The sequence below is a fragment of the Halomonas sp. SpR8 genome (assembly GCF_031010195.1).
In the GTDB taxonomy this organism is placed as follows: domain Bacteria; phylum Pseudomonadota; class Gammaproteobacteria; order Pseudomonadales; family Halomonadaceae; genus Vreelandella.
The window spans coordinates 73,751-90,468 of record NZ_JAUAMC010000003.1 but is presented as its reverse complement, the minus strand read 5'-3'; the positions used below and the strand labels follow the sequence as shown (position 1 = coordinate 90,468).

Sequence of the window (16,718 nt, the reverse complement as noted above, 5' to 3'; positions counted from 1 at the left end):
CACGCTTTTAGGGGCCCTCTACTCATGCAAATGCGAGACGCGATTAATGCGGTAATGCGCCGCGAAGACCTCTCTTTCGATGCCATGCACGCTTTGATGCGCCAAATTATGACCGGCGATGCATCTGACGCACAAATCGGTGGTCTGCTGGTCGGGTTAGCCATGAAGGGCGAAAGCGCGATAGAGATCAGCGCCGCCGCGCAGGTAATGCGTGAGCTGATGAAACGTGTAGAACTCGATGCCGAAAATGTTGTGGATATCGTCGGCACTGGTGGCGATGGTGCGAATCTGTTTAATGTTTCCACCGCCGCCAGTTTTGTCGCCGCTGCTGCGGGTGCCCACGTGGCCAAGCACGGTAATCGCAGCGTTTCGTCTTCATCTGGTAGTGCTGATCTATTTGATGTGGCGGGGATCTACCTTGACCTTAAGCCTGATCAGGTAGCCCGCTGTATCGAGCAGGTGGGCGTCGGCTTTATGTTTGCCCCGAATCACCACCCGGCTATGCGCTATGCCATTGGTCCCCGGCGAGAAATGGGCGTGCGCACACTGTTTAATATTTTGGGCCCGCTAACCAACCCTGCTGGCGCGCCCAACCAGGTGCTAGGCGTTTACGCACCGGAACTGGTGCCGCTGATGGCGGAAGTGCTTAAAACCCTGGGCAGTCGCCACGTGTTGGTCGTGCACTCCGAGGATGGCTTGGATGAGATATCCCTGGCCAGCCCCACTTTGGCGGCCGAGCTTAAAGAGGGTGAGATTACCCAGTACACCATTACCCCCGAAGAGCTGGGCATTGAGCGCCAGAGCTTAGCGACGCTGAAAGCCGCTAGCGCTGAAGATAGCCTGCGCTTGGTTAAAGCAGCGCTTTCTGGTGAGGGGGCCGCGGCCGATATGGTTGCGCTCAACGCCGGGGCCGCGCTCTACTGTTCGGGCGTCGCGGATACTTTAAAAGAGGGCGTGATGGTAGCCCAGGACGCTCAGGCTTCTAAACTGCCGCTTGAAAAACTCAAAGAGCTTTCGCACTTTACCAGCGTTTTTAAGCAGTAGGTTTTTAAACAAGCTATTTTTAAACAAGCTATGTTTTAAATAAGACGAGATCACCATGACTCAACAGGCAACGCCGACTATTTTAACGCGCATTCTGGCTCGCAAAGAGCAGGAAGTCGCCGAGCGCCGTCAGGCTGTCTCAGAGACAGATTTGCTCGCCTTAGGGAAGCAGCAAAGCGCTCCTCGTGGCTTTATTGACGCCCTCAATGCACGCATTGCGTCAGGTGATCCGGCGATTATTGCCGAGGTGAAAAAGGCGTCGCCCTCGAAAGGGGTAATTCGTGAAGAGTTTCATCCTTCGGATATTGCCAAAAGCTATGCCCAAGGTGGGGCGGCCTGTTTGTCGGTACTCACCGATGCGGACTTTTTTCAGGGCCACGAAGACTACTTGATTGCCGCCCGTGATGTTTGCACGCTGCCGGTGATCCGCAAGGACTTTATTACCCACGGCTACCAGGTCTGCGAAGCCCGGGCGATTGGTGCAGACTGTATTTTGCTGATTGTGGCGGCGTTGGACGACGCCCAGTTACGCGATCTGAATCAGCAGGCGATTCAGTTGGGTATGGATGTACTGGTCGAAGTCCACGATGCGGACGAACTAGAGCGCGCTTTAGCGCTGGATTTAAAGTTAGTCGGTATCAACAACCGCAACCTGCACACCTTTGACACCAGCTTGAATACCACTCTGGATCTACTGCCACGCATTCCTGAAAGCGTCACAGTGATTACCGAATCCGGCATTCACACCCGCGATGACGTTGAGCTAATGCGCGACCACAACGTTAACGGGTTCCTCGTCGGTGAAGCTTTTATGCGTGAGAGTGATCCAGGGTTGGCACTTAAACGTCTGTTCTTTTAGCCTGCCCGCTTCAGGCAAGCAAGCAGCGCCTGAAGCGGATGCGGCAGCACCTGTCCCGAGTAGCGCTTCACCTGACTGCGGCAGGAGTAGCCGGTAGCCAGCAACTTACCCGCGTTGCCATCGGCCTCTACCTGGGGCTGCCAGGACTGGGCGTAGATCGTTTTTGACGTAGCGGCGTTGCGGGTTTCGTGGCCGTAGGTGCCGGACATACCGCAGCAGCCACTGGCCATCAGTTCGAGCTCTAACCCAAACGCCGCAAATACCTGCTGCCATGCCTTGGGGCTACCCGGCGCGTTGGTTTTCTCGGTGCAGTGGGAGAGCAGCTTAAAGCCAGGGTCGGTTAGCTTAAGCTGGCTAGGCGCCAGGGTATTGATGCGGGTCGCCAGCCACTCCTGCAGCATCAGCACTTCCGGCACCGCCTCATTGCCCAGCGCTTTGACATACTCCTGGCGGTAGGTCAGCGTCATCGCCGGGTCGATGCCCACCATGGGGATATCAAAGCGGGCCAGAGTGCGGAGCCGCTCGGCCTGCTTGGCAGCGGTACGCTCGAAGGCGCCCAAAAAACCCTGCACTTGGAGCGGTTTGCCGTTCGCGGAGAAGGGCATCACAAACACGCGCAGGTTGAGTCGCGATAGTAGCTCCACCACATCCATCACCAGCTTGGCTTCAAAGTGGGTGGTGAAGGCGTCCTGAACAATAATCACGCTGTTGGCGCGCTGCTGCTCGGTGAGCAGGGCCAGCGAGAGCGGCGTTGCCTCGGCGATGCCCCAGGCGCTGATCTGCTTTTTGACACTGGCCCGGGATAGGGCGGGGGAATCGCTCATGCCCAAGGTGCTGCGCATCAGTTTTTCCACCCAGCGCTGACCTATCACCGCGTTATATAGCGGTGCGACCTTTGTCAGGGTGGGCAGCATAAACTCGGTGCCGCCAATCACGTAGTCCCGGATTGGGCGCAGGTAGCGGCCGTGGTAGACCTCTAAAAACTGTGAACGAAACTGCGGCACGTTCACTTTGATCGGGCACTGACCCGCACAGGATTTGCACGCCAAGCAGCCCGCCATGGCGTCGTAAACCTCGTGGGAGTAGTCGTGGTGCTGTTTGCGGCTTAGCGTGTTCGCCACCCGCAGCGGAAAACTCTTAATAAAGCCCCAGCCGCCTTCGGCTTTCTTCTTGCGCGACTCTTCCACCACATCGATACCCGCCTGAGACTGCAGGCGCATCCATTCGCGAATCAGGCTGGCGCGCCCTTTGGGCGAGTGGCGGCGATCCCGCGTGGCTTTCCATGAGGGGCACATGGGATCGTCAAGGTCGTAGTTATAGCAGGCGCCGTTGCCGTTGCAGTAGACCGCGGCGTCGTAGGCCTGCCAGGCACGCTCGTCGATGGTGCGGTCGAGCTGGCCGCGCATGGGCACGCCATCAATGGTCAGCAGATCCGGGTCGCTATCCTTGGCGATGAGCTCGCTGTTCTCGGCAGGCGTTGCGATCTTGCCGGGGTTAAGCTGGTTGAAGGGATCAAACGCCGTTTTGACCCGCTGTAGGCTGGGGTAGAGTTCACCAAAAAACCTGGGGGCGTACTCCGAGCGCACGCCCTTGCCGTGTTCGCCCCACAGCAGGCCGCCGTATTTTTGGGTAAGCGCTGCCACCTCGTCAGAGACCGCACGAATCAGTTTTTCCTGTTCGGGATCCTTCATATCGATGGCGGGGCGTACGTGCAGCACCCCCGCATCTACATGGCCAAACATACCGTAAGAGAGCCCACGGGCATCCAGCGCGGCGCGGAACTCACTAATAAAGTCCGCAAGATGCTCCGGCGGCACGGCGGTATCTTCCACAAACGGAATCGGGCGCTTCTCGCCCTGGACATTGCCGAGCAGGCCCACCGAGCGCTTGCGCATGGCGTAGACTTTTTGAATCTGCCCGCGTCCTTCGGCCAGGGTATAGCCCAGCCGCTCGACGCTGGTGTCTTGGCTCAGTTGTTCGGTAAATGACGTTACCCGCGCGGCGAGGGCGCTTTCATCGTTATCGTTAAATTCGATCAGGTTGATGCCGCTAATCGGCGTGCTTTCGGTGGTCGGGAAGAATTCCGCCACGCTATCCCAAACAAAGTCCTCCATCGCCAGTTGCAGTACGGTGTCATCAATGGTTTCGATAGAGGTGGGCCGAGCACTGGCGGTTTTCAGCGTTTTGGCATCCCGCAAGGCGTCCATAAAGCGGGTATAGCGAACATTGACTAGCGTGGAGTGCTTGGGGATCGGCAGCACATTCAGCACCGCTTCGTTTAGAAACCCCAGCGAGCCTTCCGAGCCGCACAGCAGGCTGTTGAGATTAAGCTGGCCTTTATCATCGCGCAGATGGGCCAGGTCGTAGCCGGTTAAGCAGCGGTTGAGCGGCGGAAATGTTGCCGTAATCAGCTCACGCTGCTGGTCGATAATCTCGGCGGCGGTGGTATGCACGCGGCCAAGAATGCCTGCCTGCTGGCGCTCGGCCTGTTCTTCGTCCTGGGTTAAGGCGCGGCTGTGCAGGTGTTGCCCGCCAATCAGAATGGTATCCAATTCCAGTACATGGTCGCGGGTTTTGCCGTATTCGCAGCTGCCCTGGCCGCTGGCATCGGTAGAAATCATGCCGCCAATGGTGGCGCGATTGGACGTCGACAGCTCCGGGGCGAAAAACAGCCCGTGGGGTTTGAGCGCCGCGTTTAATTGATCCTTCACCACCCCGGCCTGGACGCGCACACGCCGCGCTTCCACATTGATCTCTAGGATCTGATTCATATGGCGGGACACATCCACCACGATGCCGTCGGTGAGGGACTGCCCGTTGGTGCCGGTACCGCCGCCGCGGGGCGTTAACACAATCCCCCGATGGGTGGTTTGTGCGGCCAAACGGGTGAGGCGTTCTAGATCTTCGCTATGCTTGGGGTAGACCGCCGCCTGGGGCAGGCGCTGATAGATTGAGTTGTCGGTGGACAGCACCGTGCGATTGGCATAATCCGGGGCGATTTCGCCCTCAAAGCCGCGGGTTTTGAGGGCTTGTAGAAATCGCAGGTAATCTTTGCCCAAACGTTCAAACGGGGCGGTACGGGTGTCCAAGGATGCAATCATAGTTGATCAGGCCGTCAGTGCCGGGGGCGCAATAAAAGAAGACCGCTACTTTACCGCAGCGACTGCCCAGGTGCATCACAGGTAGCGCTTTACCTCACACCTTATTCCGCACCCAGAGCTTCTTTTACCAGCGCTAATGAGGCGTCAGTCATTGGCAGCGTTAAGGCCAGTTCGTGGGCGCGGGGCGACATTTTGCGCCAGGTCATCTGCACAATACGTACCATATGGTCGTGCTCGATCTTGCGCGAGAAGTCGGCAAAGTAGTTCTCTAGAAACACCAAGCAGGCGCAATCTTCCAGCGCCTGCACATCGGGGTCGCGGCCCAGGCCCTTCTTACCAATGATTGTTTTGGCTCGATCGGCGTCTTCGTCACTGTAGCCGGCCTCCCGCATTAACTGGGCGGTGGTATCTCCAGCGCGCTTGCCTTGGTCGCGCCGCCAGGTTAGATAACCCACACGCCCTTCAGGGTACTCCTCCCGTGGCACCAGCCAACGCTGTAAATGCTGGGCGCGCACGGCTAATTGAAGTATTTCATTCGGGGCGTCATGTACGCGGTCTAACCAGCCGCTCATGCGATGGGCATAGGCCAGTTCCTGGGGCATGGATGTGCCATCGGCAAGCGTTGCGGAACGTGGATCCTCGCTATGCAGAGCATCGATGGAGACGAGCGTTTGTTCAAAAGCGGTAGGCATGGCAGCGTTGCTCGGCTAAAAGTAATCGACAATAAAGACTAGGTTGCCGAGAAACCGTGCGAATCACAACTGCTGTATTAGGAGAGGAGGGTATCAAGGAGGGTAGCAGCGCCTGCTGCTATTCACAGCTTACAGCAGGCGCCTGTTCACACGCTTAAATGTTAGCGTTAGCGACGGTTGTAGATTTCTTCGTTAAGTTCGCCTTCGCTTTTACCCACCAGTGTGGTCACCATTAAATCACCGGCGACGTTGACGCTGGTGCGTGCCATATCCAGGATACGATCAATCCCCGCGACCACCGCGATGGCTTCCAGCGGCAGGCCGACCTGCGCCATCACAATCGAGAGCATAATCAAGCCAGCGCCCGGTACCCCCGCGGTGCCAATGGAAGCCAGCGTGCCGGTGGCGACAATCATGCCGTAGTCCATCATGCTTAAATCGGTGCCAGTCATTTGGGCGATAAATAGCACCACCACGCCCTGGTAAAGCGCGGTGCCGTCCATATTGATGGTGGCGCCTACAGGCAGCACAAACCCGGAAACCCCTTCAGAAACGCCCAGGTTCTTCTGCGCACAGCGGATAGAGACCGGCAGGGTGCCCGCAGAAGAGGCGGACGAGAACGCCACCACAATCGCGTCCAGGCTGCCCTGTAAATAGCGCATGGGGTTTAGACGCCCCAACAACGAGATAAAGCCTGAGTAAATCACCAGCACGTGCAGAATACTGGCCAGATACGCCACGCCAATCAACTTGGCTAGCGGTAGCAGTATCTCTAAGCCGTACTGGCCGGAGACGTGGGCAATTAAACCAAAGACGCCGAACGGGGCGAAGGCCATCACGATACCGGTGAGCTTGTACATCGCCTCGGCAAAGCTATCGAATACCTTCATCACCGGCTCGCCTTTATCGCCAATCAGCGTTAGCGAAATGCCCAGGCCAATGGCAAACACAATGATCTGCATAATGTTGCCGTTGGCCAGGGCGTCCAGCGGGTTGCGCGGCACTAAGTTAACCAGGATAGAGACCAGCGATGGTGCTTCGCTGGCGGCCACTTCAGAGTCGAAGCTTAATTCAACGCCCACGCCCGGTTGCAGCAGGGTGGAAAGTACCAGACCGATGGAAATAGCAAAGGCGGTAGTGATCAGGTAGAGCGTGATTGTGCGTGCGCCAATACGGCCCATTTTCTGCGGGTCACGCATGGAGGTGATGCCCACCACCAGAGTGGAGAACACCAGTGGCACAATCAGCATCATAATGGCGTTTATAAAAATATCACCAAGGGGCTTAAACACGCTGGCGGTGTCACCCAGCAGCGCGCCTGCCAAAATACCCAACGCCAAACCGGCGAGAATCTTCTTCCATAAGGCAATTCGTCGCCACCAGGCAAACTTTCCTTGCTGTGCTGTTTCCTGCACGGCCTTTCTCCTGTCAAAAAGTGTGAAGATCTATTATTAAGCGATTCCTCAGTGGAATCGGCGGGCACTCTATCACTTTTGACTAATGACCGGGGGGTTATGCAGAGCAGTCATAGCGCATGCGCTAGATTCGATCATTGTGCTTGGTAAGCGGCTGGCCTTGGGGTCTTAACGCGTGGTTATCAAAATAGGGAATTCAGGCGCACGGTGATGTAGGGAACGCTTCTTATAGTGATAAGCAGAAGATAGCGTCTACTTATCCGCTAGAAATATACCTAATCTGCTGTCTCGTTAAGCCGATTACTCACTCGGAAATTTCTGTTTCTGATGAAGCACTCGCATGATGCGAATAGTGGGGCCATCGACCCAGTAGGAAATAATTATCGAGATCTCAGGGATGATAAGCAGTCTGCCTGGAATACCATCTCTTTGAACGCCCATCAGCGGTTGCTCAAGTAGGTTTTCCGCTTTAGTTTCAATAAGGCTATCAGTTTTCTCAGCCACTAAAGGGTTGAAGTCGTGAAGAAACTCGAAGATCACCTCCCGGTCATTAAGCGATTCTTCTTCCCAAAAAATCATGGTTTAGCTCGGTGGCGGATTTTAGCTTTGCGTTCAGCCATATGGGCTTTCGCGCTTTCATGATCAATAAAGGAAGCTTTTCCTGCATCAAGTTTTTCAAACGCCTGGTTAACTTGCTGTGTCAACCATCCATCGTGAGATAACACCTTGCGCTGTTGCTCAGCCAATTGCTCGGTAAATTCACGGCAGGCATCGCTAAGCGTTCGCCCCTGGCTTTCAGCCATTTGTTGGCTTAAGCGTTTTGTTTCTTCATCAACACGAAACTGTATTCTGGTGTCCATAGTGAGCTTCTAACCAAACCAATGCGTGTGTACAAATGTTAGCACAGGTTTGGCTGTATGAGCGTAGGGCGATGATTGGCATGCACGGCAGTGAACTTGCTATACGACGCATCGCCTGCAAGATTATCTTTCTAAACCGCCTGCTCGGCGGTGAACTTCATCCGTCAGCCATGCTACTCCGCCTTTCTTTTCTAAGCCGCCTGCTCGGCGGTGAACCGCTACAAAGATGGCGGGCGCGGTGAGCTCGTTTTCTAAGCCGCCTGCTCGGCGGTGAACTCGCGGCGTCTACCAGGGATTGCAACTCATAATTTCTAAGCCGCCTGCTCGGCGGTGAACCGCCGATGAGTCAGTTCTTTGGCGCCGAGAAGTTTCTAAGCCGCCTGCTCGGCGGTGAACTTTCCATCGGTCAGAATGTGCCGTTCGTCACCTTTCTAAGCCGCCTGCTCGGCGGTGAACAACTAGCGGCCTACGGGCCGCTTTTGCCGTCTTTTCTAAGCCGCCTGCTCGGCGGTGAACTGCCTGGGGCTGCTGCTGTGGGGTGCTCATGCTTTCTAAGCCGCCTGCTCGGCGGTGAACGCGCCTATTTTAACGGCCGTGATGACGTGCAATTTCTAAGCCGCCTGCTCGGCGGTGAACATCGGCGTTGCCGAATCGAAGACCGCGCCTTTTTTCTAAGCCGCCTGCTCGGCGGTGAACATCGGCGTTGCCGAATCGAAGACCGCGCCTTTTTTCTAAGCCGCCTGCTCGGCGGTGAACCACCATGAAAGACGCAGAGGGTAACTACCTGTTTTCTAAGCCGCCTGCTCGGCGGTGAACCGATCACCTCGTCAAATACGGTACGTAGATTATTTCTAAGCCGCCTGCTCGGCGGTGAACTGGTCGATCTCAATCGCGGGCGCTTCGAGCATTTTCTAAGCCGCCTGCTCGGCGGTGAACATATTGCCCTCGCCACTATGCTGAATAGACTGTTTCTAAGCCGCCTGCTCGGCGGTGAACGGATCAGGCGCGTACTGGTCTTCGTGTGCTGTTTTCTAAGCCGCCTGCTCGGCGGTGAACACGATGCGCTGGAATACGCGATGCCTTATTTGTTTCTAAGCCGCCTGCTCGGCGGTGAACGCCCTGCGCGGATGGTTTTTCGTAGCCATTCATTTCTAAGCCGCCTGCTCGGCGGTGAACGATGATGTGGCGGTCACGCATGAAGACGACGATTTCTAAGCCGCCTGCTCGGCGGTGAACGCACAGAATGGGAAGAGGTCGGCAGCTCGCAATTTCTAAGCCGCCTGCTCGGCGGTGAACCTCCCGAGCGCATTATCTCGTCTGCTGTTAAATTTCTAAGCCGCCTGCTCGGCGGTGAACGACCCTAGGATCATCGAAGTGCCCGCCTACATTTTCTAAGCCGCCTGCTCGGCGGTGAACAGCAATTGCGATAATATAGGCGCTATGATTACTTTCTAAGCCGCCTGCTCGGCGGTGAACAACCGGCGTTTTACTGCGTGCGCGTTTCGACTTTTCTAAGCCGCCTGCTCGGCGGTGAACATAAACAATCAATTGTGTCAGGTTGAAATGGATTTTCTAAGCCGCCTGCTCGGCGGTGAACAACGCTGAAGAGCAAACCGCCGCAGCGAGCAATTTCTAAGCCGCCTGCTCGGCGGTGAACATGGGGACTGTCGCTGCAAGTATCGACAAGCATTTCTAAGCCGCCTGCTCGGCGGTGAACATTATACCCTCGGCCGTGGGGAACTTTGGTTTTTTCTAAGCCGCCTGCTCGGCGGTGAACCTGTTGGGGTGACTCAACGGGGAATTTGTCGTTTTCTAAGCCGCCTGCTCGGCGGTGAACACGATGCGCCGGTCATCTACCTCGACCATCCATTTCTAAGCCGCCTGCTCGGCGGTGAACCATTGGAGATTGTCTAGATAAGATGGATCGCTTTTCTAAGCCGCCTGCTCGGCGGTGAACTTTAAGCAATTCATCTTCACCGCCTTTCCACTTTTCTAAGCCGCCTGCTCGGCGGTGAACATGCGCTCGCGCTGCTCGCCAGCATCCATGTTTTTCTAAGCCGCCTGCTCGGCGGTGAACTAGAGTGCTAACTGCGCACCATTCAACAATATCAAATATTTACAGTTTTAAAGAGCAAAAGACCCTTTTTTCTGTAGTTGCTCTAAGTCATTGTTTTTATGTAGATGAATAGAGGTCTGTGAAAAAAGGGTCAAAATGGCTAGCTGATGTCTGGTAAGGGTATTGGGCTTGTCGTTGTTGAAAGTCCCCAGGAGTCTGGGTGTGCCTCATTATTTTCAGACATGCCGCCCGAATGGGGTTTTACTTCCCAGTAAAGCCGAAACCGACCTCCATTGCTGTTGCTCTGCATCTGAAAGAAGGAGAGCTCATTTGCGTTGGCCGCTTGAACACGCTTGAGCCTAACCGACCGGCCGGGTATGCGCTCTGAACGGCGTGCCGGAATACGGAATCGCTGATAGATGCTCCATGATCCAGCGTAGTCTTTCGGCACTGCCCGAGGGTAATGAATAACAGCCTGCTCTGTTAGTGCTTTTGCATCCCGGATAGCGTCAATCAGTGTGTCGAGTTCATCACGGGTAGAAGCAAAGGCGCGCAATACGGAATGTGGCTGACGTTTTTGGCTGGGCATCGCCAGGGCATAGCGCCCCGGATGCTGGCGAAAGGCCCCATGCAAAACACGGGCGACTGCTGAGGCGGCCATGGGGCGTGGGAGGGGCGTTGAGCCCACCTCGATATCACAGAACCAGTTAGGCTGCATGGGGTTACTCCTTGGATCCTGAATACACGCCGCCACGCATCAGTGCAGAGACCATAAACATGCCATCGTCGCTATTGGGGTCGAGCTCATCCAATCGAAGGGCAATTTTGAACGCAGAGGCTGCGCCTTCACGAAAGAAGCGCTGGGTGCCCAGATTAGCGCCGTTGGGTTCAACGGCGATGGGTTGGCCGTGATCGGCAAAAGAGGGATACCACGTATCAAAAGTACGCAGTGCATTACTGACTTTCTGGTCACGTAAAGCGGCTTGGCCCATCACACGGATATCCAGATCATCGGCGTTGCTAGAGCGCTTACGGCTTTCGCCGCTGCGTACATAGTAGAGGGGGCGGGCAAAGCCTGCCGGCTTGCGCTCAACGTAGTTTTGGGAAGGAAATACTTCTAGGGCACCGCTAATACCGAAGTCAATCCGTGCTTCGACGGTTAATCGTGAGGAGAATTCTCCCGTTATACTCTGGGCAATCAGCCTGCCCAGCACTGTTTCGTCATCGGTATAGTCATTGAAATGGGTGATGGGCACGTTGAGCGCCTGAAACGAGGCACAAGTCTCGCCATCTCGCATAACAGTCACTTCAATGCTCTCGGCCAGTTGGCGGTTGCGCCATAACCAGCGGCCATTGGCAATATTGCGTGCAAAACGGCGGCCTATTTCTTGCAAACCCTCAGAAGTTTTGGCGCGTTTGATAAAGTCCTGTAACGCTAAGCGGTAGGCGGCAACATCATCCTTTCCGCCTTTGCTGCTGGCACAGGCAAAGAGTACGTCCTTGAGATCAAGGAAGCTGATGCCAAAGCTCACCACCATGCCCTGCGCTTCGGGGTCAAGTTTGGCTGTCTCGGTTTGTTGGATATTGGAGACTTCGGTAAATTTTTCGGCAATGTTCTGAGTGCCCCGAATACCATGGCGAGTCACTTCGACAGGCGATCGCTGGCTGCCCTTTAATTGATTTTCAAAGACGGCATCGGTAATCATCAGACCGCGTGTGAGTGAGAGCACCCCAGGGAGCTTTTTAAAAGGCATCATTATTTCCTTCTGTTAATCACAGTTGAGACAGATTAATCGGTAGTGGTGGCGTGGCACTGCACGACAAACGTTTGTGAGTCGAGCCAGTGTTGCTGCCAGAAGGGCAGGTCGTCTCCCCATTCGCGTGCGGGCACGTACTGAATAATGCCGATGAGTGGTTCTGCGTAGGCATGCAGGGAGTTCTCCAGCTTTCCATCGAGTTGCTCTTTGAGCCGAACGCCTTCCCGCTCAACAAAGTCAGTGAGCGCCTGGTATCCCAAAACAGTGGGTACTACCCATGTATTGCTAATTTTATGCAGCGGCTTGTTAGCGAGTTGAGGCGTTTTTTGCCTAAGCTCCTTGGCTTTTTTTTCAGGAATGGCGCTGCGTTCTAGGACGGTAAACATAGAACCGAGCGGGTCTTTTTCATCAATCAGCTCGGGCCGTTCAATCAACCAGAAACCGCTTTTACCTAGCTGTTGAAGCGCGTGATCTAGATCGTCGGTAAAAATAGGTTCCCGATAAGAAGTGATCTGACCACCAGCAAGTCGCCCTTTACGTAGGAAGGGCTCCAGGCTTTCTTGATCCGTAAGCCCCTCGAATTCAATAAGCAATGACAGCTCAAGGTTACAGCTAGCGGTGGGTTGAGCGGAAAGCGTTGGCCCTTGGCTCCCTTTGCCGACGTAGTCTTGTTCGTTGATCAGTAGGGCGCTGCGGCGCTGGTGCGGGAGGGCGTCGTAGGCAACATCTTCGAGTGCCTGATGTTCGCCATGGTGGTGGCGTATCGCGACGCCAAGCACTTCGCATTGAAGGTGACGAACAACGAGGTTGTGCGCAAACTGAGTGATTGCCATGACCGGGCTGGCATTAACGATAAACCCGCAGGCCAGTGCGTTAGCCGATTGCACTTTCAGGTGGGGGAGTAGCAGGAAGCTCATAGCAGTTGCTCCTCGATGCGCTTCCTGATGCGATCCAGCCAGGTAGCATTAAAACTAAGGCGGCCTCGCTTAATTTCGTCCGGGTAGGTGTAGTCATCAATAGCTTGGGTGAGCTGGTTGGTCAGTTCCTGTCGCCAGTGACGATTTCTTGCATCAAGAGAGAGCAGACCTTGCTGAATAATCGGAAAGTGTGACCAGTCAATATCGCTGGGTTGGCCTGTCTCGCTACCTGCTTCGGGAGAGAGTATCTCCAAGGCTTCTTGGCTTGCCAACTCGGCGCGTTGCAACAAGTTGTTGATGAGGCGTTTGACAAACTGGTCAATCAGTTCGCGGGTTTTTAAGTTGGATGGCAGTTCACCGCCTTCGCGAAGCTTTATGGGCATGAGCGTGTCGCGCATCTCACGCATGATTATTGGGTTAAGCAGTGGCCAAACGCCGCGATGGGCGGCTAGATATTGCTCCCGAACTCCTTTTCCAATACGTGGGGCGGAGAAGAAAAGTGGGTATTGGACAAAACCACGGTTGGGCAGTCGACCAATGTTTTGCGCATTATCGCCACCAAAACCTAGATAGGCAGTACGTAATCGTCGGATGCCTGTCGGGTTGGGTTGTTGTTCCTGTGTCTCTTTGTGTTCACGCCAACGTTCGAAATTGGCGCGCGTTTGCTCACGTACAATGGCGGTCAGGCCGCTACTGGTGATGGGCGTAATCGTTACATAGTCGCCGTCATCGCAAGGTAGAAATAGCTGTCGTACCCGGGGCGAAACTTTTTCCATGCCAGTTTCAAACGCCACCTGGCTGGCTTCTTGGTGCATTTGTTTGACCGCCGTTGCTTCTTCGGGATCAATAGCAGCAGGTAGATCATTGGTTAAAATCTGTTCTACCTGCTTGGTGATAGTGGCCGCAGGCCCGGAGTTGGTGAGGTAATCCAAGGGGAGTGAGTGGCCCGATGCGAGTACAGACGAGGCGCATACGTAGGGCTGCGAGCGAGCGTTGGCTTTGCTTAACCGGATGCCAACCGCTTTGGCATTGGAGTTGATGGTTTTGGTAGAAAAATGCACAAGGCGGAAGATAGCATCGCGGTACTGATCCTCGGTAAATGGTTTCCACTCAGGTGCTTTGGAGGTTGTGGGCTTGGCCATAGGCTGGTCTCATGAGAGTTAGCATTTCATAATGAGTGAAACGTATGGGACTCAACAAAACAAGCAGTGAAGAGGGATCGAGAGATGATTTCATTCTGAAGCTCCTCTGCATGATCGCTGGCGTGGGCGGGTTGGTACATGATGTTGGCAAAGCGGGTAGTTACTTTGCTGAGAAACTGCAGCGGGCTGCAAACGGCTGCCGAGTTGAAGCGGATCCCGTGCGCCATGAATGGGTATCGATGAAGGTACTGGAACGGATGCTTCAGGGCACCTCTATGGAAGAGGCGCTGAGAGCCCTTACGGCCAGTAAACTTGCCGAAAAACCGCCTCTTCAACGCGGCTTAGTCAGTGCCGCTGATGTTTTGCTCTATGTCTGCGTCACCCATCATCGGCTGCTTGGCCCTTCATTTAGCCGCACAACACGTTCTTTGGCTAGGCTGGATGCGACTCGCCACGTAACCGCTAACTTGCTCGACTTTACTTATCCTATTAGTCCCGATAAGACGCTCAGCGATGAATTTGCTCAAGCGTTGGCGCAGGCGCTTAAGGCGTTGTGTGCCAACGCTGACGCGGAGGAGCGTGCTGAACCCTATTGGTATGGTCTTGCATGGCTGTCGCGCGTTGCACTGATTCTTGCCGATCAAGGCGTTTCGTCAATATTGATGGGTATTAGTGGCGATGAGGGGAAACGTCACGCTATCCCTCCCGGCTCGCATGGACTTTACGCTAATACTTGGCCGAAAAATGCCGAAGCTCCAGCTCATGGTTTCAATCAACCTTTAGAACGTCATTTGACTGCCGTTGCGGAGAAGGCTGGCGAGATTGCCCGCAACATGCTGCAGATGTCATTGCCGGGGCTTAACCTTGAGCAGGTTCGTAGCATTCTTTCCCCAGGGCAGGGGTTGTCTGCTGAGCGCTTTGCGTGGCAAGACGAAGCCGTTGAGGTAATACGACAGCGACGGCAAGCGACCAGTGCGCCGCTATTGCTTTTTAATGTCGCCAGCACGGGTGCGGGCAAAACGGTGATGAACGTGAAGGCAGCTTGTGCTGCCGCGCTAGGCAAGCCACGAATATCCTATGCGCTCAACCTGCGAACCTTGACCCTACAAACGGGGGATGCCTTGAAGAGAGACCTCGCGCTGGGGCGCGAGAGTGTGGCGACCATGATCGGTGACCAAGTTACCGCGAGGTTGCACGAGTCGGAGCAAACAGCAGACGACTCTCAGCATTCTGCGGGCAACGAGGAAGATATTTTTGACGATATTGAGTTCAAAGTAGATGGCGGTTCGGAGCAGTTGCCTGACTGGTTGGCACCTATTACCGATAAGCGCCCCGAGTGGCGGCGTATCCTGGCGAGCCCTGTTTTGGTCTCAACTGTCGATTTTCTGGTTCAGGCCGGAGAGCCGGGGCGGCAGGGGCATCATGCGGCCGCCTTCCTGCGTTTGATGCATAGTGACCTGATTCTTGATGAAGTCGATAGCTACGATACTGAGAGCTTGGTAGCTATTTTGCGGCTCATTCAGGTAGCGGCTCAACTGGGTCGCAACGTTATTTGTTCATCGGCAACACTGCCCTGGACCATTGCACATGCCATTGCTGAGGCCTATCAAGCCGGGCATCGGGTGTGGGCAGAGTGCAACGATCCAAAGTCAGCACATGGCGTTGGGGTGCTTAACGATGCACTATCGACACACTGGCTTTCGCCTGGTGCGAACTTCCAAGATTTTTATCGGCGTACTCTAGATGAGCTGAGTGCCCAGCCTGCCCCAACAACCAAGATTCCTGAACTCCAGCCAGTAAACCGACAACAAGGGCTTCCTGGTTTTATTGCTGCAATAGAAACGAGTGTTGAACGACTCCACTCCGCTCATCAGTGGGCGTTCAAACAGAGCGATAAGCAGATCTCTTTCGGCTTGGTTCGGGTGGCCAATATACAGACGGCTAACGATGTGGCGGAAGCATTGCAACGTATGCCGGACATGTACGTGTGCTTGTATCATGCTCGGGACTTTGTGATGCAGCGGCATTTAAAAGAGAAAGCGCTAGATAAGTTGCTTTGTCGCAAAGCAGGCAATCAGGCGATTGAGCAAGACGCTGATATTCAAACCCTTTGCAATGCAACTGCAACCGGTTCCCTGCGTTTTGTGGTGGTTGCAACCCCAGTCGAGGAGGTGGGGCGAGACCATGATTTTGATTGGGCTGTTATAGAACCGTCGGGGTCACATTCGATTGTCCAGACCGCTGGGCGTGTCAATCGTCATCGTCGAACGTTAGTCAGCCAGCCCAATATAGCGGTGCTGCAATACAACATGCGGGCGGTTCGGCATCAAGAGGGGGCGATATTTACCCGTCCAGGCCCGGAAGGCACCAAAAGCTTTCGGAAGCGACCCAGCATAAAAGAAGCCTATCCTGATTTAGGCCAGCTGTTAAATTGGCAAAAGCTTGGGCAGCTAACGGCGGGTATGGCCTTTGACGTACAGCATCCGCTGGTGGCGGGTGAACAATATCTTCAGCAAGAAGTGCTCAAGGAGCCCCTGAAGGTTCTTAGGCGTGATAAAGGCTACGAAAGTGTCTGGATGACCAGTCTTTTCTATGGCAAGTATCCACTGCGTGCGGGGCAAGATGAGTTGTTGGAGGACTGGCGCGTGGTGCCACGGGAAGGTGGTGGAACTCAATGGGAGCAGCTTGTAAGGGATGGCTTCACTATTCACTATATGACAAAAAATCCGCCGCGTCCCGACATGCGAGAAACAAGCTGGCTTTCCTGGAGCGTTGAGCAGTTATGGGAGGCTTGCGAAGGAGCCGGCATTTCTATTGAAGAAGGAATGACTCTCAAAATTCGATCGGCGACTAAGTAGCGTTAACACGCAGTAGT

General features: G+C 54.9%; 12 protein-coding genes and 1 CRISPR repeat array. Of the genes, 3 read left to right on the top strand and 9 right to left on the bottom strand.

The window, feature by feature from the left end:
• Positions 1–24 precede the first annotated feature (24 nt).
• Both trpD and trpC read left to right on the top strand, forming a co-directional pair.
• On the top strand, positions 25–1,044 hold the full coding sequence (trpD, locus tag QT230_RS06965; RefSeq protein ID WP_308320870.1) for an anthranilate phosphoribosyltransferase: 1,020 nt from the start codon (positions 25–27) through the stop codon (positions 1,042–1,044).
• Between the two features lie 55 nt (positions 1,045–1,099).
• Positions 1,100–1,903, top strand: a complete 804-nt coding sequence (trpC, locus tag QT230_RS06960; RefSeq protein ID WP_308320868.1) for an indole-3-glycerol phosphate synthase TrpC — start codon at positions 1,100–1,102, stop codon at positions 1,901–1,903.
• Here trpC and QT230_RS06955 read toward each other — a convergent pair.
• The 9 genes from QT230_RS06955 to QT230_RS06915 all read right to left on the bottom strand — a co-directional run bounded on the left by QT230_RS06955 (position 1,900) and on the right by QT230_RS06915 (position 13,843).
• Positions 1,900–5,004: an FAD-binding and (Fe-S)-binding domain-containing protein gene (locus tag QT230_RS06955; protein WP_308320867.1), complete on the bottom strand. Its 3,105-nt coding sequence runs from the start codon at positions 5,002–5,004 to the stop codon at positions 1,900–1,902. The two genes, trpC and QT230_RS06955, sit on opposite strands and share 4 nt — an antisense overlap.
• A 101-nt stretch (positions 5,005–5,105) precedes the next feature.
• Positions 5,106–5,696 carry a DUF4202 domain-containing protein gene (locus QT230_RS06950; RefSeq protein WP_308320866.1) on the bottom strand — a complete coding sequence of 197 codons (591 nt, stop codon included), beginning with the start codon at positions 5,694–5,696 and terminating at the stop codon, positions 5,106–5,108.
• Positions 5,697–5,863: 167 nt separating this feature from the next.
• Positions 5,864–7,111, bottom strand: a complete 1,248-nt coding sequence (locus QT230_RS06945; protein ID WP_064233626.1) for a dicarboxylate/amino acid:cation symporter — start codon at positions 7,109–7,111, stop codon at positions 5,864–5,866.
• Between the two features lie 300 nt (positions 7,112–7,411).
• Positions 7,412–7,690, bottom strand: coding sequence for a type II toxin-antitoxin system RelE/ParE family toxin (locus tag QT230_RS06940; RefSeq protein ID WP_308320865.1), 279 nt, complete (start codon positions 7,688–7,690; stop codon positions 7,412–7,414).
• Positions 7,687–7,971 carry a type II toxin-antitoxin system RelB/DinJ family antitoxin gene (locus QT230_RS06935; protein WP_308320864.1) on the bottom strand — a complete coding sequence of 95 codons (285 nt, stop codon included), beginning with the start codon at positions 7,969–7,971 and terminating at the stop codon, positions 7,687–7,689. The genes QT230_RS06940 and QT230_RS06935 overlap by 4 nt, the downstream gene beginning before the upstream one ends.
• A 128-nt stretch (positions 7,972–8,099) precedes the next feature.
• A CRISPR array of direct repeats spans positions 8,100–10,048; the repeat unit is 28 nt; unit sequence TTTCTAAGCCGCCTGCTCGGCGGTGAAC.
• 139 nt (positions 10,049–10,187) lie between these two features.
• Positions 10,188–10,745, bottom strand: a complete 558-nt coding sequence (locus QT230_RS06930) for a type I-F CRISPR-associated endoribonuclease Cas6/Csy4 (protein ID WP_308320863.1) — start codon at positions 10,743–10,745, stop codon at positions 10,188–10,190.
• A 4-nt stretch (positions 10,746–10,749) separates the two neighbouring features.
• Positions 10,750–11,781 (bottom strand): type I-F CRISPR-associated protein Csy3, encoded by a 1,032-nt coding sequence (gene csy3 / locus QT230_RS06925; RefSeq protein WP_308320861.1) that lies wholly within the window; start codon positions 11,779–11,781, stop codon positions 10,750–10,752.
• Between the two features lie 35 nt (positions 11,782–11,816).
• A complete protein-coding gene (locus QT230_RS06920) occupies positions 11,817–12,701 on the bottom strand; it encodes a type I-F CRISPR-associated protein Csy2 (RefSeq protein ID WP_308320860.1) in 885 nt (294 codons plus the stop codon).
• A complete protein-coding gene (locus QT230_RS06915; RefSeq protein WP_308320859.1) occupies positions 12,698–13,843 on the bottom strand; it encodes a type I-F CRISPR-associated protein Csy1 in 1,146 nt (381 codons plus the stop codon). Before QT230_RS06915 ends, QT230_RS06920 begins: the two co-directional genes overlap by 4 nt.
• A 44-nt stretch (positions 13,844–13,887) precedes the next feature.
• Between QT230_RS06915 and QT230_RS06910 the strand changes: the two genes are divergently transcribed.
• A complete protein-coding gene (locus QT230_RS06910; protein ID WP_308320858.1) occupies positions 13,888–16,701 on the top strand; it encodes a hypothetical protein in 2,814 nt (937 codons plus the stop codon).
• The last annotated feature ends 17 nt before the right edge of the window (positions 16,702–16,718 follow it).

Bases quoted from the DNA above. Each gene is read 5' to 3' on its own strand.
- trpD (WP_308320870.1), top strand. From the start codon at position 25: ATGCAAATGCGAGACGCGATTAATGCGGTAATGCGCCGCGAAGACCTC.
- trpC (WP_308320868.1), top strand. From the start codon at position 1,100: ATGACTCAACAGGCAACGCCGACTATTTTAACGCGCATTCTGGCTCGC.
- QT230_RS06955 (WP_308320867.1), bottom strand. From the start codon at position 5,004: ATGATTGCATCCTTGGACACCCGTACCGCCCCGTTTGAACGTTTGGGC.
- QT230_RS06950 (WP_308320866.1), bottom strand. From the start codon at position 5,696: ATGCCTACCGCTTTTGAACAAACGCTCGTCTCCATCGATGCTCTGCAT.
- QT230_RS06940 (WP_308320865.1), bottom strand. From the start codon at position 7,690: ATGATTTTTTGGGAAGAAGAATCGCTTAATGACCGGGAGGTGATCTTC.
- QT230_RS06935 (WP_308320864.1), bottom strand. From the start codon at position 7,971: ATGGACACCAGAATACAGTTTCGTGTTGATGAAGAAACAAAACGCTTA.
- QT230_RS06930 (WP_308320863.1), bottom strand. From the start codon at position 10,745: ATGCAGCCTAACTGGTTCTGTGATATCGAGGTGGGCTCAACGCCCCTC.
- csy3 (WP_308320861.1), bottom strand. From the start codon at position 11,781: ATGCCTTTTAAAAAGCTCCCTGGGGTGCTCTCACTCACACGCGGTCTG.
- QT230_RS06920 (WP_308320860.1), bottom strand. From the start codon at position 12,701: ATGAGCTTCCTGCTACTCCCCCACCTGAAAGTGCAATCGGCTAACGCA.
- QT230_RS06915 (WP_308320859.1), bottom strand. From the start codon at position 13,843: ATGGCCAAGCCCACAACCTCCAAAGCACCTGAGTGGAAACCATTTACC.
- QT230_RS06910 (WP_308320858.1), top strand. From the start codon at position 13,888: ATGGGACTCAACAAAACAAGCAGTGAAGAGGGATCGAGAGATGATTTC.